14 protein-coding genes are annotated in these 23230 nt (G+C 73.5%); 8 read left to right on the top strand and 6 right to left on the bottom strand.

What is annotated here, in order from left to right; translation table 11 throughout:
• Window positions 1–15 precede the first annotated feature (15 nt).
• From ETAA1_RS22210 to ETAA1_RS22200, 3 genes are all read left to right on the top strand, one after another.
• On the top strand, window positions 16–1266 hold the full coding sequence (locus ETAA1_RS22210) for a DUF3754 domain-containing protein (protein WP_145242383.1): 1251 nt from the start codon (window positions 16–18) through the stop codon (window positions 1264–1266).
• A 55-nt stretch (window positions 1267–1321) separates the two neighbouring features.
• Window positions 1322–2659, top strand: coding sequence for a PQQ-binding-like beta-propeller repeat protein (locus ETAA1_RS22205; protein ID WP_145242381.1), 1338 nt, complete (start codon window positions 1322–1324; stop codon window positions 2657–2659).
• A gap of 114 nt (window positions 2660–2773) precedes the next feature.
• The gene (locus ETAA1_RS22200) at window positions 2774–3127 is read left to right on the top strand and encodes an ArsC family (seleno)protein (protein ID WP_261341991.1); all 354 of its coding nucleotides are present in this window, start codon (window positions 2774–2776) and stop codon (window positions 3125–3127) included.
• Window positions 3128–3132: 5 nt separating this feature from the next.
• Here the strand turns inward: ETAA1_RS22200 and ETAA1_RS22195 are convergent, their stop codons facing one another.
• Entirely contained in the window at window positions 3133–4956 is a 1824-nt protein-coding gene (locus ETAA1_RS22195; protein ID WP_145242377.1) for an RNA polymerase sigma factor, read from the bottom strand.
• A gap of 277 nt (window positions 4957–5233) precedes the next feature.
• Here ETAA1_RS22195 and ETAA1_RS22190 point away from each other — a divergent pair, with 277 nt between their 5' ends.
• Together ETAA1_RS22190 and ETAA1_RS32285 are read left to right on the top strand one after the other, a co-directional pair.
• Window positions 5234–8485, top strand: a complete 3252-nt coding sequence (locus ETAA1_RS22190) for a hypothetical protein (protein ID WP_145242375.1) — start codon at window positions 5234–5236, stop codon at window positions 8483–8485.
• A 28-nt stretch (window positions 8486–8513) separates the two neighbouring features.
• Window positions 8514–13955, top strand: a complete 5442-nt coding sequence (locus tag ETAA1_RS32285) for a hypothetical protein (protein WP_202920328.1) — start codon at window positions 8514–8516, stop codon at window positions 13953–13955.
• Between the two features lie 144 nt (window positions 13956–14099).
• Here the strand turns inward: ETAA1_RS32285 and ETAA1_RS22180 are convergent, their stop codons facing one another.
• From ETAA1_RS22180 to ETAA1_RS22165, 4 genes are all read right to left on the bottom strand, one after another.
• Entirely contained in the window at window positions 14100–14879 is a 780-nt protein-coding gene (locus ETAA1_RS22180) for an NIPSNAP family protein (RefSeq protein ID WP_145242373.1), read from the bottom strand.
• Between the two features lie 104 nt (window positions 14880–14983).
• On the bottom strand, window positions 14984–15433 hold the full coding sequence (locus ETAA1_RS22175) for a hypothetical protein (RefSeq protein WP_145242371.1): 450 nt from the start codon (window positions 15431–15433) through the stop codon (window positions 14984–14986).
• A gap of 30 nt (window positions 15434–15463) precedes the next feature.
• Window positions 15464–15706 (bottom strand): hypothetical protein, encoded by a 243-nt coding sequence (locus ETAA1_RS22170; RefSeq protein WP_145242369.1) that lies wholly within the window; start codon window positions 15704–15706, stop codon window positions 15464–15466.
• Window positions 15707–15747: 41 nt separating this feature from the next.
• A complete protein-coding gene (locus ETAA1_RS22165; RefSeq protein ID WP_145242367.1) occupies window positions 15748–16602 on the bottom strand; it encodes a UTP--glucose-1-phosphate uridylyltransferase in 855 nt (284 codons plus the stop codon).
• 79 nt (window positions 16603–16681) lie between these two features.
• On the opposite strand from ETAA1_RS22165, the gene ETAA1_RS22160 reads away from it, so the two are divergent.
• From ETAA1_RS22160 to ETAA1_RS22155, 3 genes are read left to right on the top strand one after another with little or no spacing between them, the layout of a single operon-like run.
• Entirely contained in the window at window positions 16682–18064 is a 1383-nt protein-coding gene (locus ETAA1_RS22160) for an APC family permease (RefSeq protein ID WP_145242365.1), read from the top strand.
• Between the two features lie 44 nt (window positions 18065–18108).
• Window positions 18109–19041, top strand: a complete 933-nt coding sequence (locus ETAA1_RS32280) for a hypothetical protein (RefSeq protein WP_202920327.1) — start codon at window positions 18109–18111, stop codon at window positions 19039–19041.
• The gene (locus ETAA1_RS22155) at window positions 18972–22286 is read left to right on the top strand and encodes a DEAD/DEAH box helicase (RefSeq protein WP_202920326.1); all 3315 of its coding nucleotides are present in this window, start codon (window positions 18972–18974) and stop codon (window positions 22284–22286) included. Before ETAA1_RS32280 ends, ETAA1_RS22155 begins: the two co-directional genes overlap by 70 nt.
• Before the next feature lie 59 nt (window positions 22287–22345).
• Here ETAA1_RS22155 and ETAA1_RS22150 read toward each other — a convergent pair whose 3' ends face one another.
• A complete protein-coding gene (locus ETAA1_RS22150) occupies window positions 22346–23227 on the bottom strand; it encodes a DUF58 domain-containing protein (protein ID WP_145242361.1) in 882 nt (293 codons plus the stop codon).
• Between the last annotated feature and the right edge of the window lie 3 nt (window positions 23228–23230).

Here is a 23230-nt window from a genome sequence, read left to right as displayed (position 1 = left end):
GCCCCAGGTGATCCCGTGGCCGAGTACGCCGACCGCGAGCACTACATCCCCGTCCGCGTTACGGACCTGATCGACTACCTCGCCTCCGACGCCGGCCCGGCCGGCGGGCAGCCGCTGACCCCCGACGACCAGACCCGCTTCCGCCGCTTCGCCCGCGCCGTCACCCTCCACATCCACGCCCTGTACCACGCCGAGCTGCGGCAGCTCGAAGACAGCTACGCCTCGTTCGACCCGGACGGCGACCCGAAGCCGCTGAAGAAGCTCGACCCCGGGGCGTCGGCCGCGGCCCAGAAGGAGCTGTTCGGCACGTTCACGCACCTGATGGGCCGGGCCAACTACACGCACCTGTCGCGGCCGGAACTCGAAGTCGTGATGGCCGGGGCCAGCGACTGGGGCATCGACATGGACATCCCGTGGGGCGCCTTCGACCAGGTCGAGGTGTTCGTCCGCGGGAAGGGCATGAGCAAGCGGTTCAAGCGGAACTGGCGGAACCGGTTCCGGCTCGAGGAGGTCCGCGTCCCGACGTTCAACCGCGTCGCGGTCATCTTCAAGCAGCGGCCGCACAAGCGGCTCGGGAAGGAGGCCGACACCGACAGCGTGTTCCTGAAGCTGTTCAAGGACATCCCGCAGATGGACATCGAGATGCTCCTGCCGGGGGGGCGGGTCAAGATGCCCTGGTTCGAGCGGGTGAAGCTCGGCGGGTCGCTGTCCAGCACCGTCGGGTACGTCGGGTGGAAGCTGAGTGCGGCCAACCTCGGCGGCCTGGCCGCGGCGCTGTTCGCCGGCTCGACAGCCGCCCTGCTGGCGCTGTACGCCCCCGTCGCGCTCGTGCTCGGGTACGGGTACAAGACGTGGTACAGCTTCCAGGTGTCGAAGCAGACGTACTCGCTGCAACTGACGCAGAGCCTCTACTACCAGAACCTCGACAACAACGCCGGCGTGATGTATCGGCTGCTGGACGAGGCCGAGGAGCAGGAGTGCCGGGAGACGCTTTTGAGCTACTTCTACCTGTGGCGGTACGCCGCCGACCGGGGGTGGACGGCCGCCGAGCTGGACGACTACGTCGAACTCGACCTGGAGCGGCGGCTGAACATGGAAGTGGACTTCGAGATCGCGGACGCGCTGGCCAAGCTGGAGCGTGCAGGGATCGTGTCGAAGACCGGCGACCGCTACCGGGCGGTGCCGCTGGAGGCCGCGCAGGCGACGCTCGACCAAATGTGGCAACAATACCCGTCTCGGGGCATCCCCGCCTCCGGGGGCGCGTAAACGCTGGCGTTGCGCCCGGTATCCTCTCCGGTCCACCTGCTCGGAGCCGACTCGCATGACCCGCCGCGCCGCGATCCTTCTCCTGCTCCTTCCCGCGCTCCTGGCTGCCGACTGGCCGCAGTACCTTGGGCCGACGCACAACAGCGTTTGGGCCGAACCCGGCGTCCTGAAGGAGTTCCCGAAGGGCGGTCCCAAGGTGCTGTGGCGGGCGTCCGTCGGCGGCGGGTACGCCGGGCCGGCGGTCGCCGGCGGTAAGGTGTACGTTGCCGACAAGGTCATGAAGGAGGGCGCTAAAGACCCCTCCGACCCCTTCGAGATCGTCAAGACGGCCACCACCGAGCGCGTGCTGTGCCTGGACGCGAAGACCGGTCAGGAGGTGTGGAAGCACGAGTGGCCGGTGACGTACGCGATCCAGTACCCGGCCGGGCCGCGGTGCGTGCCGACGGTCAGCGGCGGCAAGGTGTATGTGCTCGGCGCGATGGGCGACTTCCTCTGCCTCGACGCCGCTTCCGGGAAGAAGCTGTGGGCGAAAAACTTCCCGAAGGACTACGGGGCCAAGGTGCCGGTGTGGGGCTTCGCCGGGCACCCGCTGGTGTACCAGAACCTCGTCGTCTGCCTCGTCGGCGGCGAGGGGAGCACGGTCGTGGCGTTCGACAAGGACAGCGGCGTGGAAGTGTGGAAGGCACTTTCTGCGACCGACCAGGGGTATAACACGCCGGCCGTCATGAAGGGCGGCGGCACCGACCAGTTGGTCGTGTGGACCCCGAAGGCGCTCCACGGCCTGAACCCGACCACCGGTAGCAAGTACTGGGACGTGCCGCTCCAGCCGGAGTACGGCATGTCGATCATGTCGCCGCGGCAGGACGGCGACCTGGTCTACGTCGGCGGCATCGGCAACGTCGCCGTCACGCTCCGGCTCGACGCCACGAAGCCCGCGGTGAAAGAGGTGTGGCGCGGTAAGGGCGGCCCGCGGGTGAAGGAGGGGCTTTACCCCGTGAATATGACGCCGTTCGCCGAGAACGGCGTGATCTACGGGGCCGACCAGCCGGGGCAGTTCCGGGCCGTCGAGATGGCGACCGGGAAGCGGCTTTGGAGCACGTTCAAGCCGGTGATCGGGGAGGATAAGGAAGAGGACTACGGCAAGGCGACGAGCGGCACGGTCTATGTCGTGAAGAACGGCGACCGCTTCTACCTGTTCTCGGAGACGGGCGAGCTGGCCGTGGCAAAGATGTCGCCCGCCGGGTACGAGGAAGTGAGCCGGGCGAAGGTGCTGGCGCCGACGGGGCCGTCGTTCGGCCGGCGGGTCGCGTGGGCGCCGCCGGCGTTCGCAGAGCGCTGCGCGTTCGTGCGGAACGACAAGGAAGTGGTCTGCGTGTCGCTGGCCGCGGAGTAGGTGAACAAGAATCTCGCGCGAAGGCGCAAAGCCGCCAGAAGGGCGGAGCCGATCATTCTCTCTGGCGGCCTTGCGCCTTCGCACGAGATTGGGTTTTCTTCCTGGGGGGCTGCCGTGCCGCGTGACATCGACTGGCTGTACTTCCGCCGGTCCTGAGTGACGTGCCAGAATGCCCGGGGGTTCCTCGGGCCGGCCGGCGTCGCGGTGGGCGAAACCGTCGACGCCTCGAAAGTTCGCCTCGGCCCGGACGAGGCGCTCGCCCTCCTTGACGGCGTTCGCACGCTCGTCGCGGCGAAGGGGAAGAAGCTGGAGACGTTTGACCTGAAGACGGAGCGGCCGACCGACGCGGAACTGCTGGCCCGGCTGATGGGGCCGACCGGCAACCTGCGGGCGCCGACGGCCCGCGTCGGCACCACGCTCGTGGTTGGGTACAGCGAGGCGGCGTACCGACAGGTGCTCGGCGACTGACGCCGCTACCGCCAGTCCACGCCGCCGAGTACGATCTCGCGCGTGCTCCGCCCCTTGTCCGTCAGGATGGTCCGCTGGTTGCCGCCGTCGGGGTCGCACACCGTCAGGTGGCTTTGTGTCTCGGTGTCCGGGTCGGTGTCGGCCGGGTGCGTCTCGCGCCACGTGTACGCGATCCGCCGGCCGTCGGGCGACCAGCAGAAGCCCAACAGTTCGGCGTTCAGCGGCACGTCCCGCACCGGCATCCCCTTTGCTGCGGCCACGTCGAACACAGTCAATACGGGTTGCGGGCGGGGTCGGGCCGCCCCGAGCTTCTGCCGCTCGGCCTGCTCCTTCGGCGTCTCATCGGGTAACGCCTTCAGCACTCCCCCGAGTACCCGCCGCGCGTCCGGCGAGAACCGCCCCATGAACACTGCGGCGTCCGGCCCGGCCAGCTTCTTGTGCGGCGACCCGTCTCGGTTCGTCACCCACAGCCCGGCCAACGTGGCGTCCTTCTCCGTGCCGAGCTCCGCCGTCAGGAAGTGCCGGCCGTCGCGGGACCAGTCGGTGAGGATGTGGTTGTCCGGCAGCTTCACCGGGATGTGGGTCTTGGTCGCCACGGTGTACACCGTCGTGGTCGATTTCACGTCCTTCGGGCTCGGCCCGTCGGTAAACGAGCACACGACCAACTGCGTCCCGTCCGCCGACCACGCGGCTATCGCGGCGTCCCCGACCTCCTCGGGCTTGGCGTCGGCCGTGCCGAGGTCGACAAGGTGCAGCTTCCCCACCCCCGCCGCGCCGGCCTTCTTGACCCCGTCGGGGGCCATCACCGCCGCGACGCGCTTCCCGTCCGGCGACACCACGAACATGCTCGGGTGCGTGCCCAGGCTGGTCGGCAGCGCGGGCTTTGGGTTAGCGCCGGTCGGGTCCATCGAGACGACCTGCCCGTTCTGCCACAGCAGGATGCGGTTCGGCCCCGTCACCCCCTTGGGCGCGGCTTTCGGTGGGTCGGCCGCGACGCGGGCCGGTGGCGCCGCGGGTGGTGGCTGCGGCGTGGGCGAGGCGAGCAGGCCGGCGGCCAGCGCCGCGGACGCAGCCAGCGCCAGCGGGACGTACTTGAGTTTCTGAAGGAACATGACGCGCAGCACTCCCTGAGACAGGGCCGAGACGGCGGCCGGTAAGAGGTGCGGGGTCGTCGCCGCGGCGGCCGCCCGCGCCGACAAGTCCGGCGGCACCGCCGCCAGAACCGCCGGAGCGAGCGCCGCCGGGAGCGAAAGCCCCCGCGAACGCAACCGGGCGGCGAGCGCCTTGCGGGCGGCCGCCAGCCGGCTGGAAAGCGTCCCCTCCTTCACCCCGAGTTCGGCCGCCGCCTCGGCCCGCGACCGGCCGCCGAGTTCGCACAGCACGACCGCCGCCCGCTGGGCGTCGGGCAGGCGGGCGATCTCGGCGTCGAGCACCGCGGCCAGGTCGTCGGGCGGGTCCGCGGGAACGGCTTCCGGCCGGGCGGCGGCCCGTTCCCGCCGGCGGTGGCGGTCGCGCATGGTCCGGGCCCTCAGCGCAGTGCGGTGGGCGACCCCGTACAGCCAGCCGCCGAGCGCCGCCGCCGGCCGAACGCAATCCGCCTTCGCGGCGAGCACAACGAACACCGCCTGGAAGGCGTCTTCCGCGAGGTGGTGATCGCCGGTGACGCGCCGACAGACGCCGAGCACGGCCGGCCCGTGCCGCCGGACGAGTTCGGCGAACGCGGCGGCGTCGCGGCCGGCGACGAACCGGGCGAGGAGGTCGGCGTCGGCGGCGTCGCCCGGGTCCGCGCCGGCGATCCGGTGAACCAGGGCGGACAGCTTGGCGGTCATGCGGCCCCGGGGTGGGTGGGGAGCGCTCGTCGAGGAGGTAATCCCCGCCGCCGGGGCGGCGCGTCGGCGAAATCGGCGAACCGGCCTCGGAGCCGACCAGTCGGGGGTCGGAGCGCCCGCTGGGCAGACGCCTAGTCGCTCGCCGGGGGGTCGCACCGCCTACACGGGTCGTGCGGCCGGCGCGAGAAGACATTCCGCCCCTGCGGGTCGGTGCGGCTGCGGGGTTTGGGTATACTGAGAGGTACGGAACAATCCCGTCACCCGGTCGAGGCCCGCGATGCCGGCCGCCCCGCCAACCGCCCGGCTCGCGGCCCTCGCCGTCGCTCTGGCGTTGGCCTCGACCACCGCCGGGCGGCAACCCGATCCGCCGAAGCTCGGCCCCAAACTCCCCGACGGCACATTCACCCTTCCGCCCGCCGCCGGCGGGGGTGTCGTCCTGTCGCCGGACGACTATGCGAAGCTGCAGGCGCAGATCGACCAGCTGAAGAAGCAACTCGCCGCCCGCAAGCCCGGTCCGCCCAGTGGATGCGCCGTCCGCGGCAAGGTCGAGAAGCGCGGCGACACGCTCGTCGCCGCGCTGTCGTTGAAGGTCACGTTCCGCACCACGGCCCCGAACTCGGCGGTCGCTCTTGGCGGGAAGAAGGGCTTCCTCGTGTCCGCGAAGCTCGACGACGGGCCGGCGCCGGTACTGGAGACGGCCGAGGACGGGCTCGTCGCCCTGGTCGAAGCGGCGGGCGACCACACGGTCACGCTGGAACTCGAATGCCCGGTTGCGGGCCGGGCCAACAAGGCGGAGGTCGGGTTCGAGCTGGGCCTGCCGCGGGCCGCGATCACCACGCTGGCACTGGACGCGCCGCCCGGTGTCGGCCGGGTGTCACTGGCGACGCGCCTGCCGGACGCGAAGACGGCCGACACCCGCCGCGGGGTCGACGTGAAGCAGTTGGCCGCGCAGCCGGGCCGCGACGGCTACCCGGTCGGGCCGGTGGAATCGCTCGACGTGACCTGGGAGCCGCCGGCCGCCGCCCCGCCCACCGAGGCGGCGTTGACCGCCGACTGGGAAGTGGTCACCGTCATCGGGGCGGGGTTCGTGGAGACGGCGGCGAAGCTCCGCCCGCGCGGGCCGGCCCGCGTGTGGAAGGTGGCCGCCCCCGCCGACGCGGTCGTGACGCCGGAGCGCGTCGCACCCGCCGTCGGCGACGCCACCCCGTCCGACGCCCCGACGATCCTCCGTCCGACCGACGCGAAGAAGGCTGTGTGGACGGTCGAGTTCCCCGCCGGCACCAGCCCCGCCGATTGGGGGCTGACGGCGGTCGTGCGCACGTCCCGGCCGAAGTCCGACGACCCGACGCACGCCGGCCCGTACGCCGTCGGCCCGTTCGCCCTGCTCGACGCCGCGCGGCAGACCGGCACCCTCCGCGTGGCCGCCGCCGCCCACACCCGCCTGTCGGTGCGCCACGGCCCCGACGTGCGGCAGGACGTGCCCCCCGGCCCGGCCACCGACGAGGCCGTGAGCTTCTTCCGCTTCGCGAGCGGCGCCGCCGGCCCGGCACCCCCGCCGGCGCCGCTCGCGGAGGTGGAGGCGCGGCCGACCACCGGCCTCGTCGAAGTCCGGCCGTCCTACCGGCTGACACTCACCGAGGGCGGGTGGCGCGTGCGCGCCGAGTTAAAGGTTACTCCGGTCCGCCGGGACTTGGAGACGCTGACGATCGACGTGCCGGCCGACTGGCGGGCGCCAGCCGTGACGCCGCCGGACCTGGTCGACGGCGTGGAACCCGGTAAGGACGGCGGCCCGCGGCGGACGCTGACCGTCCGCCTCGCGGCGGCGCACAAGCAGCCCATCGACCTGGTACTGACCGCGACGCTCTCCGTACCGCCGGGTGCGTCGTCGGCGCAGGTGTCGTTGCTGCGCTTCCCCGGAGCGACGGAGCGCGACGCGGCGGTGACGGCGACGGTGGCGGACGGGTTGGACGTGCGCGGCGCGGCGCGCGAGTGGGACGGCGACCAGCCGGCCGGGTGGGGCCAGCCGCTCGCCGCCGACCCGAAGGCGGCGAAGGGGCCGCCCGCGATCACCGGCCGCACCGACGGCGGACTGGCCCGGGTCGATCTGAACTGGTCGCCGGACCGCGTCGAGTTGACGGCCGAGTTGCGGGCCGAGGTGACGGCGCAGGCGACGCAGGTGGTGGTGACCGAGACGCTGCGGCTGAGGGCCCCGGAGGGCTTCGGCAAGGCGGTCCGGCTTCGCGGGCCGGCGGTGCCGAAGGGGCTGAAGACGAGCCCGCCGCTGACCCCGGCCGGCCCGGGCGAGTGGACGCTACCGGTGGCCGCGGACGCGAAGGAGGCGACGCTGACGGCCACTTACGCGCTGCCGACCCGCGACGCGGCCGCCCCCGTGGACCTGCTGTGGCCGGCCTCCGCTACCCGCGTCGAGAGTATCGTTCGCGTATGGAACGGCACCGCCGACCGGGCCGTCGGCGTGGACGCCGGCCCCTGGCGCGAGTTGCCCCCGGAACCGGCGCCGGGCCGCGACGTGCTCCCCGTTCGCACCCTCGCCGGGTCCGGCTCCGACCTGCCGTTGACGCTGTCGCTGGCCGCACCGGCCGACCTGAGCGGCGCGACGGCGCGGGCCGACCGCGGGCTCGTTCAAGTGTGGCTCGGCGCCGACGGCACGGCCACGGGGCGGGCGCGGTTCGTGCTGTCGAGGTGGCCCGCGGACGGGATCGACGTGTCGCTGCCGCCGCTGGTGTCGGGCACGGTCGTGAAGGTCGCGGTAGACGGAAATGAGGCGCCCGCCGGCGTGGGGCCGTACGGGCTGCGCGTGCCGCTGCCGGAGGCAAAGGCCGGGCGGACGGCGGTGCTCGACCTGCAGTACCAGTTCGCGGCGGGCGGGTGGCGCCCGCTCGCGGTTCCGGAACTGGCCGGCGCCGCGGTCGAGGTCGTACGCGTGCAGGTGACCGCGCCGGACGCCGTGCCGCTGCTACTAGGCGGCCACCCGGAACAGCGCTGGGCGCTACGCGGGTTCACCTTCGCGCCGTACGCCCCGGCCGCGGACGAGCTGGACGACTGGCTGTTGAAGGGGATCGAGCCGAAGTGGAATGGAGTGGCGCTGCACGCGGCGGCGGTGCGGGCGGACGGCCCGGTGCGCGCCGCGGCGGTGCCTCTCGTCGCGCTGATCACGGCGTGCTCGGCGGTGGTGCTGGTCCTGGGGCTGTTGGCGGTTCGGCTGCCGGGCTCGGCCGCGGGTCCGGTGGTGACGGTCGTGGCCGGGGCGGTGGCCGTGGCGGCGGCCCTGGCGCCGCAGCCGGCTGGCGCGGCGGCCGCGGCGGCGCTTCCGGGCTTGGCGGTGCTGGTGCTGGTGCTGGCGGCGCGGGCGCTAACCCGACGCGCGGCTCGGCGGCGGGTGACGCACCTGCCGGGCTTCGCCCGCGGGCCGGTGGCCGACGACGCGACCCCGCGGCCGACGCCGTCGGTGAAGCCGCGGCCGGTGCCGACCGGCTCGACCGGCGACCTCGGCGCCGCTGCCTCGGGGTGACCACGGTGACTCTTCACTCTGGATGCTCATGTCCCGCCCGAGGTTGTTGCTGATCGGTGTGGCGGCGGTGATCGCGGCCGTCGCCACCGCATCCCCGCCGGCCGCGCGCGGGCCGGCCGGTATGGCTGCCGCCGGTGCCCCCGTCGTCGTCGGCATGACGACCGACCTGCCCGACCCGTTCCCGATCGCGCGCGTCCGTGTCACCGAGGCGCAGCTGGCGGACGCCGCGAAGGCGCTCGCCCCCGGCCCGCTCACCCGCCTGCCGCGCTCCGTGTTCGAGGCGAAGGTCCGCGCCGCCGGCAACGCCGTGCTGGCCGGCAAGGCACAACCGCGACTCGTCGAGGCCAGGTACACCGCCGCCGCGGCCGGCGCGTCGCTCGCTGGTACGGTCGAGTGGACGATCACCCACGGCGGCCGCGGCCCAGCCTTGCTCCCGCTCGACCCGTTGAAACTGGCCCTCGGTGAACCGGTGTGGGCCGACGGCGCCCCCGCCGCGGTCGGCGCCTTCACCGGCCTTCCCGGCGGCGTCGGCGTGTGGGTGCCCGGCCCCGGCCGGCACGTCCTGCGGGCCAAATGGACCGCCGCCGCCAGCGGCCCGCCCGCCGAGCGGGTTTTCGACCTCCGCCTGCCGCCGTGCCCTGCCTCCGTCCTCGATCTGGAACTCGCCGCCGACCGCACTCCGACCGCCGGCCCGGACGTGCTCCTCACCGGTCCCCTGCACGGGGCTCCTGCGGGGAAGAAGAGCTGGCGACTCCGCTTCGGCGAAAAGGCGCGGCCCGATCTGGTCGTGCGCGGCCCGGCGGGTGCGGGTAGTGGCATGCCGGTCGTGTACGTCGCCGCGACTCGGTACGATCTGACGCCCGGCGAGGTGGCGTGCGAGTTCGACCTGGACCTGCGCGCCGCCCGCGAGCCGCTCGCCGAATGGGCGTTCGCGCCGTCGCCCGGCCTGCGCGTCCTCGAAGTGACGGTCAACAACCGCGCCGGTTGGCGGACCGATGCCGTCACCAATGAGCTCCGGGTGTCGCTCCGCCAGCCGGCGGCGTCGGCGAAGGTGCGGGTCACGGCCGTGGCCGCGCTGCGGGCTGGTGCGGGGGCGCCCGCCCCACTTCCGACGTTGCGGCCGGTGGACGGGCTGCCGACACAGGAGCAGGCCGATGTGCACGTCGCCGCTGGGCTCGACCTGGCGGGCTGGGAGCCTGGCGACTTCCGCATCACCGACGCGGCGACGGGAGCGGACGGCGGCCGCGTTCTAGCGATGGCGGGCACGCTGCTGCCGGCCGGCAGCGACCAGCCGACGCGGCGGCCGCCGGCGGTCCGCGTCTCCGACGCGGGACCGCTGTTCGACTCGACGGAAGACGTGGTGTGGGTGGCGGACGCCGGACCGACGCACCTGAACGCGATCGTGCGGCTACGGGTGCGGCGCGGGCCGCTGTTCCGCGTGACCGTCCGCCCCACGCCGGGCTTCACGCTCGGTCGGGTCACGACCGACCCCGCCGACGGGTTGGCGTCCGCCCGCCCTGGTCCCGCGGGTGCCGTGACGGTCGAGTTCGCGCGGCCGCTCGCGGCCGGTCAGGAGATCGGGCTGACGCTGGAGTTCCGAGGCCCGGCGGTCCCGGCCGGGCCGGTGGCGCGGCTCCCCTTTCCGGGCGTCGCTGTGGTCGGGGCCGCGGAGCGGCAGGGGTGCGTTCGAGTCGTCGCCGCCCCGGCGTGGGAGGCGTACCCGGTCGTGCCGGTACTGCCCGTGCCGCACGCCGAGCCGGCCGACGTGCCACACCTGCCGCACGAGTCCTTCCGCCACGCGTACCGCGGCCCGGAACCGGCCGGTTACCTCCTCCTAGCGGCGGTCAGGCCGTCATTCGCGTCGTCGGTCGACACGCGGATCGACTTCACGAACGGGCAGATGACAGCCACTTCGGTCGTGCGACTAGACGTGTCCGCGGGTCTGGTCGGCGGAGTCGCCGTGGTCGACCCGGCGGGTGGCACCGGCCGGACGTGGAAGGTGGCCGACGGGTCGAACACCGTCGCCGCCGCGACCTCCGCCCGCCTCGGCGGCCTCTCCGCGGCAATGGCACTGCTCGGCGGCAACGGACTCGGCCCCTTCGCCGCGTCGGCCGCAGCCGGGCGCCTCGAACCGGGGACGACTTGGCTCGTGCGGTTCGCGCGGCCCGTCGAAGGCGAACTGGTCCTGGAGACGACGGCGGTGCTCGGCACCGGCCTGTCGCACACCGAGGCCGCCCGCCGGGCCGCGGCGTGGACCGGATTGGCCGTCTTCGGCGCGTCTTCCCGGGCGACGCGGACCGACTTGCCGCCGGCGCTGGGCGGTGCCGCCCACGCGGCCCCCGAGCGGGCCGAGTGGGTGGTCGGCGACCTGGTGTTGACCACCGAGTGCGGCACGCACGACCAGTCGGCCACACTTCGCGGTACGGTCAGCGGCCGCGGCGGGAACGAACTGCCCGTCCGGATTCCGCCGGGCGCGGCAGTGCGGTGGGCGACCGTGGCGGGCAAGCTGGTCGATCCGGCGTCGCTGGCTCGGACCGACCTGCGACTGCCGGTGCCCACCGGGGACGGACCGGTGGCGGTCGAACTACGCTACCGGCTGCCGCGAGAGCCGCGCGGCGTGGCGTGGCAGGTGACGAGCCCGCTGCCCGAAGTCGCCGGCGCGACCGACGGCGCGCGGCGCGCGTGGCTGTACGGGCCGGGCGTCACCGCCGCGTGGCCGTTCGGCCGGGACGCCGACGACACCGCGGTCGTGATCCCCGTCCCGCTGGCGACTGCGGCCGGGTTCGGGCTGGCGGCGCTGGTATTCGGGCTTGGCTGGGTGGGCGTGCGCAGCGCGCATCGGTCCGCCGGATTCGCGCTGCTGACGCTGCTGGCGGCGGCCGGCGTGGCGGTCTCGGTCGGGCCCGCGGCGTGGGCGCGCGTCGGCTGGCCGGTGCTCGGCGTCGGCCTACCGGCGGCCTTGGCCGTCGTACTCGTGCGCGGGCGGTTGCCGCGGCGGGCCGCTGCGGTCGCGACGATCATCACGGCGGCGGTCGGCGTTTCGGCCCAGACCGGCGGGGCGGACGTGGTGCTCGTCCTGACCGGCGCCGACGGCGAGACCGTGCTCGCGCCGCCGGCTCTGCTCGACCGGCTAGAGGCACTGGCGAACCCGGCCGCGCCGGCGCCGGTGGTCGCCTCCGCGGCCTACGACGGGCGCGTCGACGACGGCCTGGCTCGAGTCACGGCGGCTTACACCGTGCAGGCGTTCGGCGGCGGGGAGCAATCGGTTCTGCTGCCGCTTGCCGACGTGCGGCTGGAACGGGTGGCCGTGAACGGCGCGGCAGCGAACCCGGCCGCGCTGGGCGGTGGGAGGTACGCGGTGCCGCTGCCGGGGCCGGGGCGGCACGCCGTCGAGGTGCGGTTCGCGGTGCCGGTCGGCGGGAGCGTCGGCGAGCGCGAGGTGAAGTTCGGCGTGCCCGAGGTGCCGGACGCGCGGCTCACGTTCGCCGCGCCGCCGGCCGCCCGGCAGGTTCAGGCGGTCGGCCGGTTCGGCGAGCAACGGCAGGCGGGCGACCCGACGCGCATCGCCGCCGAGTTGGGGGCGTTGAAGACGGTGAGCGTGCGGTGGCGCGACGCCCCGACCGGGGCCGGGAAGACGACCGTCCGCGAGGGGTGCGTGTGGGACGTGTCCGAGGCCGGGGCCGTGCTGACGGCGTGCTACGACATCCGGCCCGACGCCGCCGCCGGATTCCGCTTCGACCTGCCGCCGGGGCTGGAGCCGGTCCGCGTCGCCGCCCGCGGGCTCGACGCCGCCGGCGGCGCCGCGGCGGTGCAGTCGTGGGACGTCACCGCCGAGAAGGGCGGCGGCCGAACCCTCCGCGTGGACCTGGCGGCGCCGGCCGACGGCCGCGTGCTGGTGACAGTCGAGTGCCACGCGCGGGCGGCGCCGACCGCGCAGCCGGTACTCCGCTTCCCGAAGCCGCTCGGGATGCAGCCGACCGGCGGCGTGTACGGCCTCCGACCCGCCGGCGTCACCGTCGGCGGTGTGCCGCGGGCCGGTGTGATCGACTTCGCCGCCGACGGGCTCGTCCGCGAGTTCGGGTCGGTGCCGGAACTGCGGCTCGTCCTGGTGCCGGGCCTCCAGGCGTTCAGCCCGCGGCCCGACGGCGACCCGCCCGAACTCCGGCCGCTGCTCCGCGTCACCACCGACCCGGGCACGGTCCGCCTCGAAGCCGCGTGGGGCGCCGACGTGCGAGTGGCGGCCGGGGCCGGGACTCTGACGTGGACCTCGGCCGAGCCGGCGGCGCTGCTGGAGTTCGAACTCGCGGCGCGGGTGCGGGAGATCCGCTCCGCGGACCTGGCCGGCTGGGCACAGGCGGGCGAGCGCGTTCAGGTGTGGTTCCGCAAGCCGGTGACCGCGGCGGCGGTCGAATGGTTCGCGGACGCGACGCCGGGCGGGAAGGGTGCCGACGAGGTGGTGTTCGAGCCGCCGCTGCCCAGGCCGATCGGCGCTTCGGTCGGAGCGACGGCGTTGCGCGTCCGGCCGGCTGAGGGTGTGGGGCTAGCGGTCGAGCGCGACGCCGGGTGGACGGCCGAGCGGCTCGGCGACGGCCGCGAGTGGGGCTTCAAGGCGCCCGGCGCGGCGGCCCCGGTGCGGGTACAGTTGGCGACCACCCGCGTCGGCCGGGTGGCGGGGTGCGGCCTCCTCGACCTGACCGCGACGGAGCCGACGTACCGCGTCGCGGTCGACCTGCCGGTCGCGGCCGGGCGGCCGGCGAACGTACGGGTTCGTGTGTCGGGGTTACCGTCGGGGACGGTGCCGGAGTTCGAATCACTCGCCGGCGCGAAGGTGACCGGCCGCCGGTCCGAGGACGACGAGGCGGCGTGGGACGTGGACCTGCCGTCGCCGTCGTCGTCACTCCGAGTCGTGGTGTCCGTCCGGCTGCCGTCGGCGTGGGTGGGGCCGCTGCCCACCGTGTGGGCCGGCGCCGGCGACGCCGTGCCCGGTGATGCGAGCGTCGTGCGGTTCGTCGGACGGATCGGGCGGCCGGCCGCGCGATTGATTGGGGCGACGGAAGCCACGCCAATCGAGTACGCGGAAGCCCGTGCGATCTGGCCAGGGGAGGTCGAACGGTTGCGGCGGACGGGCGGCGAACTCTTCTCAGCAGGCGGCCCCGTGACGCTGGAGTTCCTGGCCCCGGCGCCCGTACCGGTACTCCCCGCGGCGTCTCCACCGCCGGTCGTAACGGCGCCCGCCCCGCACGCCGCCCCGCCGCCCGGCGCCGCGGAGGCGGCGGGGTGGCTTCTAGCGATGCTGGCGGTCGGCGTGCTGTTCGCACGCCTACCGCAGGCGACTTGGCCAGAACAGGTCGCGGCGCTGGCCGCGCTGTTCGGCCACGCGGTTGCCGGGGTGTCGTTCGTGGGGTTGGGGGTGTGGGTGACGGCTCGGGCGGTGTGGGCTGCGGACCGCTGGCGGCGAGTGAATTCGTAGGTCGGTTCGGGGCGTCGCGGCCCGACGCGGGGGCGCCAGGGGCGTGAGATGAAGACGTGCCGCGCCGACGCGTCAGGCGGTCGCGGCACGTCGTTGGGTATTCAGGTCGGGCCTCGAAGACCCTGTCCGACTTCCCAGAGCACCTCACTTCAGCGGCGAGTAGTCGGTCGGCACCAGGTACTCCGACAACACGCCGTTGGTCGCCTCCGTGAGCGAGCCGCCGGCCTTGTCCTCGCTCGCCTTCCGGGCGGCCAGCCAGTCCGGGTCCATCCGGAAGGCGTCGAACGCCTTCAGCCCCGCCGCCTTCGACGGGTGCGCCATCAAGTACGTCAGGTTGTTCTCGGCGCCCGGCTGGCCGGCGGCGCGGTGCCAGTACACCACGTTCGTCATCCCGTGCTTCTCGAACAGCTTCATCGTGTGGTCGCGGAACCGGGCGTCCAGGCCGGGCAGGTTCCCCTTCGTCGTCGTGTACGTCCGCAGCTCGAACACGCGGTTCCCCTTCGCCTCGATCTTCGGCACCGGCGAGTAGTCGGTCGGCGTCAGGAACACCGACTCGATCTTGGTGAGAATCTTGCCGTCCTTCTCGGACGCGGCGGCGGCGGCCTTCCAGGCGGGGTCGGCGGCGAACGCCTTGAACGACGCGTCTCGCGCCGCCTTGTCCGGGAACGAGATGAAGTAGACGAGCTTGTTGTCCTTGTTCTCCCCCTCGGGGACGAAGTAGCCGACGTTGGTGATGCCGTGCTTGGCGAACAGCTTGACGGTGTGGTCGCGGAAGCGGGCGTGGAGCGCGTCGAGCTTGCCGGGCGGGCTGTAGTACGTCCGCATCTCGTAGAGCGGGGTGGCCTTTTTTTCCTGGGCCGGGGCAGGGGGGGTGAGCATGGCGAGGGCGGCGGTGAGGCCGGCGACGGGGACGAGGAGGCGCATGGGGAGGGTGGGTTGTGAGGGTGGGGTGGGCGCCAGGTCAGTGTATGCGCGACGAAGCCCGGAGACGGCCGTCACCGGGCTTTCTGTCGATCCCCACGCCCGCGTTACTTCTTGGGCAGCTGCGGCAGTAGCTCGGCCTTCGCGTACCGGGCCGGGTCGCCCTCGAACCGCTTCTTCGCCAGCTCGTTCCAGAAGTACACCTTCACCCCCTGGTACGTCGTGGACGGGTCCTTCGACGACACCCGCTTGTCGGGGTACACGGGGCAGTACGCCTGCTGGATGTCGCGCGGCGGCAGTTGCTTGCCGGCCAGTCCGGGGATGAGCTTCGGGTCGGCGTAGGCGGCCGGGTCGCGCTTCCACCGGCTCACACACGTGTCGCAGCACAGGTACACCTTCACCCCCATGAACATGACCGACTCGGACGCCTGCGGGTCGATCTCGTCCTGGGTCATCACGGGGCAGAACTTCTGGGCCTTGGCCTTGTCCTGGGCGACGCCGGACGGCGCGACGACGGCAAAGGCGGCGAACAGGAACGGCAGCACCAGGCGGCGCATTGGGGGCTCCAGGAAGAGGGTACGGGCGGGTTACGGCGGGGTGGGGCGGCCGTGCCCGAGGAACGACAGTGCCACGAGCAGGAAAAGCACGTTGGCGACGGCCACGGCCAGGAACAACAGGGCGACGCGGCTCAGCTCGCGCACCCACTCCAGGGCGGACGGCCGCGACCGACTCTCGGCGGAAACGAGAGGCGGCTCGGCGAACCGAGCCTTGATCGCCGGCGGCAGGTCGTCCCACCAGCCGGAGGTACCGCCGTCGTGTCGGTTCCGCATCACCATCGCCGTCCCTCGGCCGTCGAGGAGCCACGGCAATTCTAACACCGTCCCGCGGCGGAAGGTAGCGGGTCGGCGGCCAGCAGGTCCACGATCTGCGTCAGGATGCGGTCGCGGTCCACGCCGTCGAGCGCCAGCGCCAGCTGCGCCGTCAGCAGGCCGTACTTCCGCCCCGTGTCGTACCGCTGGCCGGCCACCTCCAGCGCCAGGTAGCGCTCCCGCCGCGCCAGCTCCCGCAGCGCCCACGCGAGGTCCGGCGGGTTCGCCCCCGCCCCCTCGGCCAGCACGTCCAGCAGCGCCGGCGTGAACACGTGGACGCCGAAGAAGCACAGGTAGAAGCCGGCCCGTAGCCCCGGCACGTGCAGCACCTGCTCGGCCTCGCTCGGCGTCGGCTTCTCCAACACCTCCTGCACCTCGTACAGGTCGGCCCGCTGCGGCACCCGGCGGCCGCCGACCGCGCCGTAGAACCGCAGCACGCCCTCCCGCGTCGGCTGCACCGCCGACACGGCGCACCCCTCGGCCCGCGCCAGGTCGGCCACCTGCTTCGCCGACCGCACCGGCCCCCGCGCCACGTACAGGTGGTCGCCCACGAGGTGCAGGAACGGCTGACCCGCGGTGAAGCCGCGTGCCAGCAAGAGCGCCGGGCCGTAGCCGGTCGGCTGCTCCTGCGTCACGAAGTGCAATCGGCCGGCATGCGGGCCGGCGGCGGCGCGGTAGGCGGCCTCGTCGCCGGGGGCGACGACGAGGCACACCTCCTCGGCCCCGGCGTCCACCGCCTCGTCGAGCACGACCTCGAGGGCCTTCTTCTCGGCGCCGTCGCGGTCGACCAGGGTTTGCAGGGGGAGGCCGCGCTGGGCGCGGCCGGCGGCGGTGATGACGGCCTTGGTGAGAAGCATGATGTAGTGGTATGAAGGGGGCGTGGGGCCGGCGCCCGCCCGACCTCGCAGAACCTCCTTCGCCCCCGGACCAATCCCCGTGCCCGACCAGACCGCGCCCGCCGACGCCCGCCGGTTCGGGCCGTGGGCCGGCTACCTGGTCGTCGTCGGCAGCATGATCGGCGCCGGCATCCTGTCCACGTCCGGCTACACCCTCCGCGACACCGGCAACCCCGCCGGCCTGCTCGCCGTATGGGCGCTCGGCGGCGTCCTCGCCGTGTGCGGCGCCTTGACCGTCGCGGAGCTGGCGACGACGCTGCCGCGCTCCGGCGGCGACTACGTGTACGTCCGCGCGGCGTTCGGCCGCGGCACCGGCGTCGTCGCCGGGTGGGCCGGGTTCGCACTCGGCTTCGCCGCGCCGACGGCCCTGATCGCGCACATGGCTCTGGCCCACCTCGTCGGCCCGTTCGCCGCGTCGCTGTCAGGCGTGTTCCCGTGGTGGAACACGGAAGTGGCGGTGAAGGGCGGGGCGACGCTGCTCGTGACGGCGGTCGCGCTCGGGCACACGCTCGGCCACCGGCACAGCGCCTGGCTCCAGACCGGGGCGACGCTCCTGACGGTGGCCGTGCTGTTGGCCCTGAGCGTCGGCGGGCTGCTGTTCGGACGCGGAAGCTGGACGCACTTCGAGCAGGGCGGGTGGCCGCGCGGCGACAGCTGGCCGGCGCTGGCGATCGGGCTCATCTACGTCGGCTACGCCTACGCCGGGTGGAACGGCGCGGCGTACATCGCCGGGGAGTTGCGCGACCCGGCGCGGTCGCTGCCGCGCTGCCTGGTCGGCGGTGCGGTGACGGTGACGGCGCTCTACCTGTTGGTGAACGTGGCCTACGTGTACGCCCTCGACCCGGCGGGCATGACGACCCGGCCGCGGGGCGACGTGGAGCGCGTCGCGGAGCTGGCGGCCGCGGCGCTGTTCGGCTCTGACTTCGCTCGGGCCACATCGGCGGCGCTGGGCCTGAGCCTCACGGCGGCGGTGAGTGCGTACCTGCTGACCGGCCCGCGGGTGGCGTACGCGATGGCCCGCGACGGCGCCTTCCCCGCCTACGCCGGCCGCCTCCACCCCGTGCGAGCCACCCCCGCCGCGGCGACCCTGACGCAGGCGGCGCTGGCCGTGGGGCTGCTGTGGTCGGGCACGTTCGAGCAACTGCTGAGCTACACCACGGTGGGGCTGGCGGCGCTGACGGGGCTGACGATCGCGAGCGTGTTCCCCCTGCGGCGGGCGGCGCTGCCGCGGCCGTACGGGCTGCCGTTGTACCCGCTGCCGCCGCTGGCGTTCCTGGTGCTGACGGCGTGGACGGTGGGGTACGCGCTGTACGACGACAAGACGCGCGAGCCGGCGCTGTGGGGGCTGGCGACGATCGCCGTCGGCGTGCCGCTTGCGCGGCTGCTGCCGGACGTTCGTCCGGCGTCGTCCGACCCGAGGTGAAACGTCCGCCCCCGACCGTCGTCGTGTCGGCGGAGGGAACCGCGATGCGGAAGTTGCTGCGCGTCCTCGCCGCAGTCCAGACGTGGACGGCCGCGGCGGTCTGCGGTCTTGCCGGGTTCGGTACCGTCGTGTTCGTGGCCGCCGGCGAATCGGGCGCGGTGTACTTCCTGGTCCCGGTCGCGTTGGCCGCCGCCCTCGTCGCGTCCGTCGGCGGCATCTTGTGGTGCCTCACGGTTCTGACGGCCCCCCCACCCGCGCCGTCCGCCCCGCCCGGGGCGCGATTCGGCCTGCGCGTCCTCTCACTGGTGCTGATGTCCGGGGCGCCTGCCGCGGCGGTCGGCCTCGCGGTCGACCCAATCCGTCCGCAACCCGGGGGCTCCGGGGCGATCGTGCTGGTCGTGACGTTCGCCACGCTCGGGCTCGCCGGAGCCGGCGCGGTCTTGTGGTGCCTCGTGCGGCTGGCCTACCCCGATCGGCCGGCGGACGCGACTCCCACGGCCGCGCTCCGTCCGGCCCGCTCCTTCGTCAGCGGGAGTGCGGGGTTGATCGCGCTCGGCGCCACGGTCGGCACCGCGTCCGCCACGGCGTGGCTGACGTGGGACGGGGCGGGCAACTCGTGGGGCGCGATCGGCCGGCGCGGCGTCGCGGTGGTGGCGGGTGCGGTAGCCGTCGTGGCTGCGGGGCTCGTCTGGTGCGGGCCTGTGATTGCCCTCGCACCGGTGGCGCCGCCGGGCCGGCCCGGGGGGCGATGGCTCCGTGTGCTGGCCGGATCGCAAGCGACTCTCGGCGCCGCGCTGGCGGCCGCGGCTGGCGCCCACGTGGTGACGCACGCCGGCCCGGACCCGTGGCCGCCGAACGAGCGCGTGCTCGTCGGTGTGAGTGTGTTCCTGCTGGCGACGGGAATGTCATGCGTCGGCGGCGTGTTGTGGTGCGCGGTGCGGGTGGCGTACCCGCCGCAACCATCGCCGCCGTCGTAGGCCGCGCCGCTACAATCACCGGCATGGGCATCTCGGCCGCGCTCGCGTCGCACGTGTCGTCCCCGGTCCGCGACCGCGGCTGCACGTACCTCCGGGCCGGTGCAGTCCGCCTCGACTCGGTCCGCGCCTCCGAGGTCGCCGCCACTGTCTCCGGCACCGACGAATACGAGGTCGATCTCGTCGTCGAGGGCCGCGTGGTTCATGCGTGGTGTACCTGCCCGTACCTTGCCGAGTACGGCGCCGTGTGCAAGCACATCTGGGCCACCGTCCTCGCCGCGGAGGCGCGCGGGTTCGGCGCCGCCCTCACGCCGCCGCTCCGCCTCGTCCTCGAAGGCGAGGACGACGACCCCGACGATTCGACCCTGGAGTTCGAGCCCGGCCGCCGCGAGCGCCGGCCGCGTGCCGTGCCCCGCGAGGCGTGGCTCGACCAACTCGACGCCCTCCGCCGCCAGCTCGAACCGTCCGCGGGGGCACAGCCCGAGCGCCTCATCGTCTACGTCCTCGACGCCACCGGCGGCGCCGTCACCCCGCGCCTGACGGTCGAGACGGCCGTGTCGGAGCGCAAGAAGAACGGCGACTGGGGCAAGCCGCAGGCCCGCGTCGTCTCGCAGACGCAGGTGCCGCACCTCCCCGACCCCGTCGATCGCCGCCTCCTCACGCTCCTGAACGCCTCCGAACCCGTGTACAGTTCCAGCGGCTGGTACAACCACTACTCCGCTTCCAACCGCAGCCGAGTTCAGGTCGAGGGGCCGCTACTCGACGTGGTCATTCCGCTGCTCGCCGAGAGCGGCCGCGTCCGCCTCCGCCCACAGCAGGATGCCGAGCTGCGCCCGCTGACGCACGACGCCGGTCCGCCGTGGGAGCTGGCCGTGGAGGTTGCCCGCGACCCCGCCGGCAAGGAATGGCGGCTCGTCGGCTCGCTCCGCCGCGGCGACGAGGCTCGCACACTCGCCGCGCCCGACCTGCTGACGCCGGGGCTGGTCGTGCTCGGCGACACGTTCGCCGCGTTCCGCGACGGCGGCGCCTTCGCCTGGGTGCAGACGCTCGCCCGCGGACCTGTTCGCGTGCCGGAGAAACAGGGGGCCGACCTCGCCGCGCAGCTGCTGCAAATGCCGCGGCTGCCGCGCGTCATCTTGCCCGACGAACTCCGCCTTACCGAGGAAGCGGTCACCCCGCGGCCGCGGCTCGTGGTGCGGCCGACCGACCGCACCTACGGCCCGCCGATGCTCCGCGGCGAACTGACGTTCCTCTACGCCGATCGGTCGGTACCCGCAAACACGCCCGGCCGCGGCGTGCTGCTGAAGGACGAACGCCGCTTCCTGCTGCGCGACCCCGCCGCCGAGGCGGCGGCGCAGTCCGAACTCGCGCGGCTCGGCTTCCGTCCGACGTGGAATGGCAAGGAGCAGGTGCCTGAGGTGAAGCCGGCGGCGCTGCCGAAGATCGCCCGCGAGCTGGCCGCGGCCGGGTGGCTTGTCGAGGCCGACGGCAAGGTGTACCGCACGCCGGGCCTGTTCAAGCTCGCCGTCCGCACCGGCACCGACTGGTTCGACCTCAGCGCCAGCGCCGACTTCGGCGGCGAACTCGTGGCCCTGCCGAAGCTGCTCGAAGCGCTCCGCCGCGGCGACGGCACGGTCGTCCTCGGCGACGGCAGCCTGGGGCTGCTCCCCGAAGACTGGCTGAAGAAGAACGGCCTCCTCGCGGCGCTCGGCACCGTCGAGGGCGACTCCGTCCGCTACGCCAAGGCGCAGGTCGGCGTGCTGGACGCGCTGCTGGCGAGCCGACCGGAAGTGGAGTTCGATGCTGCCTTCGCCCGCGCCCGCGCCGAGCTGAAGAAGTTCACCGGCGTCGCGCCCGCCGACCCGCCGAAGGGGTTCGTCGGCGAGCTGCGTGATTACCAGAAGGAAGGCCTCGGCTGGCTGCGGTTCCTGCGCCGGTTCGGTTTCGGCGGCTGCCTCGCCGACGACATGGGGCTCGGCAAGACCGTGCAGGTGCTGGCCCTGCTCGCCGGCACGCGCGGCGGCCCGGCGCTCGTGGTGGTGCCGAAATCGCTGGTGTTCAACTGGAAGGCCGAGGCGGCGCGGTTCGCCCCGAGGCTGAAGGTGCTCGACCACACCGGCACCGCCCGCGACCGCACCGGCTCCGACTTCCACAAGTACGACCTCGTGCTGACCACCTACGGCACCCTCCGCAACGACGCGGAGACGTTCTCGACCTTCCGGTTCGACACGTGCGTGCTCGACGAGTCGCAGGCGGCGAAGAACGCCGAGACGGAGACGGCGAAGGCCGTGCGGCTGATCCGCGCCGACCACCGGCTGGCGCTCAGCGGTACGCCGGTCGAGAACCACCTTGGCGAGTTGTGGACACTGTTCGACTTCCTCAACCCCGGGATGCTCGGCAAGGCGGCGCTGTTCGGCGTCGGGGCCGGCGGCCGCAGCATCGACCCCGAGGCGCGGGAGCTGCTGGCCCGCGCCCTGCGGCCGTACATCCTCCGCCGCACGAAGGACCAGGTTGCCAAAGACCTGCCGGCGAAGACGGAGCAGACCGTGTACTGCGACCTGGGGCCGGAGCAGCGGAAGCTCTACGACGAGCTGCGCGACCACTACCGACAGGTACTCCTCGACCGCGTCGACGCCGTGGGCATCGGGAAGGCGAAGCTGCAAGTGTTGTCGGCGCTGCTGCGGCTGCGGCAGGCGGCGTGCCACCCGGGGCTCGTCGATCCCAAGCGCGTCGGCGAGCCGTCGGCGAAGCTCGACGAGCTGGTCCCCCACCTGGAGGAGTTGGTCGAGAGCGGGCAGAAGGTCCTGGTGTTCTCGCAGTTCACGTCGCTGCTGGCGATCGTCAAGAAGCGGCTGGACGCGGCCGGGCTGGTGTACGAGTCGCTCGACGGCCGCACCCGGGACCGGGCGGCGCGGGTCGAACACTTCCAGTCGGACCCGGAGTGTCGGTTGTTCCTCATCAGCCTGAAGGCCGGCGGCGTGGGGCTGAACCTGACCGCGGCCGGGTACGTGTTCCTGCTCGACCCCTGGTGGAACCCCGCGGCCGAGGCGCAGGCCGTTGACCGCACGCACCGCATCGGCCAGACGAAACCGGTGTTCGCGTACCGGCTGATCGCGCGGGACACGGTCGAGGAGAAAGTGCTGGCGCTGCAGGCGAGCAAGCGCGAGCTGGCCGACGCGATCCTCGGCGGCGACGCGGGGCCGATCACCGAGTTGAAGCGCGAGGATCTGGAACTGCTGCTGTCGTGACTGGTTTCGCCGCTCGCGGCGTAGCGCCGCGGCGCTACGCCGCAAGCGGCGGACGTCGGTCACCGGCCCCGGCGACTCTGCAAATACGCCGTCAGGTCGTGACCCAGGTCGGCGTCGGTGCGCAGCCGCACCATGTCGATCTCCATGCCGCGGCAGCCGTTCTCGAGCGCCGCGACGTGGTCGGCGAACGCCTTCAAGTACCCCTCGCGGACGCCGAGCGGGTCGGTGAGGATTTCGGGCAACCCCTCCAGCCCGCGGAACAGCGTCGTGTGCCGGAACGGGAAGTCCACCTCGGCCGCGTCGAGGGTGTGGAACAGCACCACCTCGTGCTTGTGGTAGCGGAGGTGCTGCAGGCCCGCGAGGATGTCGGGTACGTCGTCGAGCAGGTCACTGAAGACGAACACGATGCCACGGCGGCCGGTGCGGCCGGCCAGTTCGTGGAGGGTGCGGCCGAGGTTCGCCGGGCCGGCGTGCGGCCCGTCGGCCAGCGCCCGGCACGCCTCGCGGAGCTGGTTCATCTGCCCCGACGGTCGCAGGAACGCCCGCAGCCCGCCTGCCACGGTGGCGAGCCCGACGCTGTCCGACTGGCGCAGCACGAGGTAGCCCATCGCGGCGGCGGCGGAACACGCCAGGTCGTATTTGGTGAGCTTCGCGGAGCCGTACCGCATGGAGTCGCTGGCGTCGACGACGAGCCAGGCGACGAGGTTGGTCTCCTGCTCGTACTGCTTGAGGTGGAACCGCTCGGTGCGGCCGTAGACCTTCCAGTCGATGTGCTTGATGTCGTCGCCGGGGGCGTACTCGCGGTGCTGGGCGAACTCGACGGCGAACCCGTGCCGCGGGCTGCGGTGGCGGCCGGCGAGGTAGCCCTCGACGAACTGCCGGGCCTCGAGTTCGAGTCGGTCGACGCGGGCCAGTACCGTCGGATCGGGCAGCGGCGGCATGAC

The sequence above is a fragment of the Urbifossiella limnaea genome, assembly GCF_007747215.1.
Classification (GTDB): domain Bacteria; phylum Planctomycetota; class Planctomycetia; order Gemmatales; family Gemmataceae; genus Urbifossiella; species Urbifossiella limnaea.
This window is presented reverse-complemented; position numbering and strand designations above follow the sequence as displayed.

What these genes read in the sequence shown, in the direction of transcription:
- ETAA1_RS22205 (WP_145242381.1), top strand. Translation starts at nt 1,322, where the DNA reads ATGACCCGCCGCGCCGCGATCCTTCTCCTGCTCCTTCCCGCGCTCCTG.
- ETAA1_RS22195 (WP_145242377.1), bottom strand. Translation starts at nt 4,956, where the DNA reads ATGACCGCCAAGCTGTCCGCCCTGGTTCACCGGATCGCCGGCGCGGAC.
- ETAA1_RS22190 (WP_145242375.1), top strand. Translation starts at nt 5,234, where the DNA reads ATGCCGGCCGCCCCGCCAACCGCCCGGCTCGCGGCCCTCGCCGTCGCT.
- ETAA1_RS32285 (WP_202920328.1), top strand. Translation starts at nt 8,514, where the DNA reads ATGTCCCGCCCGAGGTTGTTGCTGATCGGTGTGGCGGCGGTGATCGCG.
- ETAA1_RS22180 (WP_145242373.1), bottom strand. Translation starts at nt 14,879, where the DNA reads ATGCGCCTCCTCGTCCCCGTCGCCGGCCTCACCGCCGCCCTCGCCATG.
- ETAA1_RS22175 (WP_145242371.1), bottom strand. Translation starts at nt 15,433, where the DNA reads ATGCGCCGCCTGGTGCTGCCGTTCCTGTTCGCCGCCTTTGCCGTCGTC.
- ETAA1_RS22170 (WP_145242369.1), bottom strand. Translation starts at nt 15,706, where the DNA reads ATGCGGAACCGACACGACGGCGGTACCTCCGGCTGGTGGGACGACCTG.
- ETAA1_RS22165 (WP_145242367.1), bottom strand. Translation starts at nt 16,602, where the DNA reads ATGCTTCTCACCAAGGCCGTCATCACCGCCGCCGGCCGCGCCCAGCGC.
- ETAA1_RS32280 (WP_202920327.1), top strand. Translation starts at nt 18,109, where the DNA reads ATGCGGAAGTTGCTGCGCGTCCTCGCCGCAGTCCAGACGTGGACGGCC.
- ETAA1_RS22155 (WP_202920326.1), top strand. Translation starts at nt 18,972, where the DNA reads ATGCGTCGGCGGCGTGTTGTGGTGCGCGGTGCGGGTGGCGTACCCGCC.
- ETAA1_RS22150 (WP_145242361.1), bottom strand. Translation starts at nt 23,227, where the DNA reads ATGCCGCCGCTGCCCGATCCGACGGTACTGGCCCGCGTCGACCGACTC.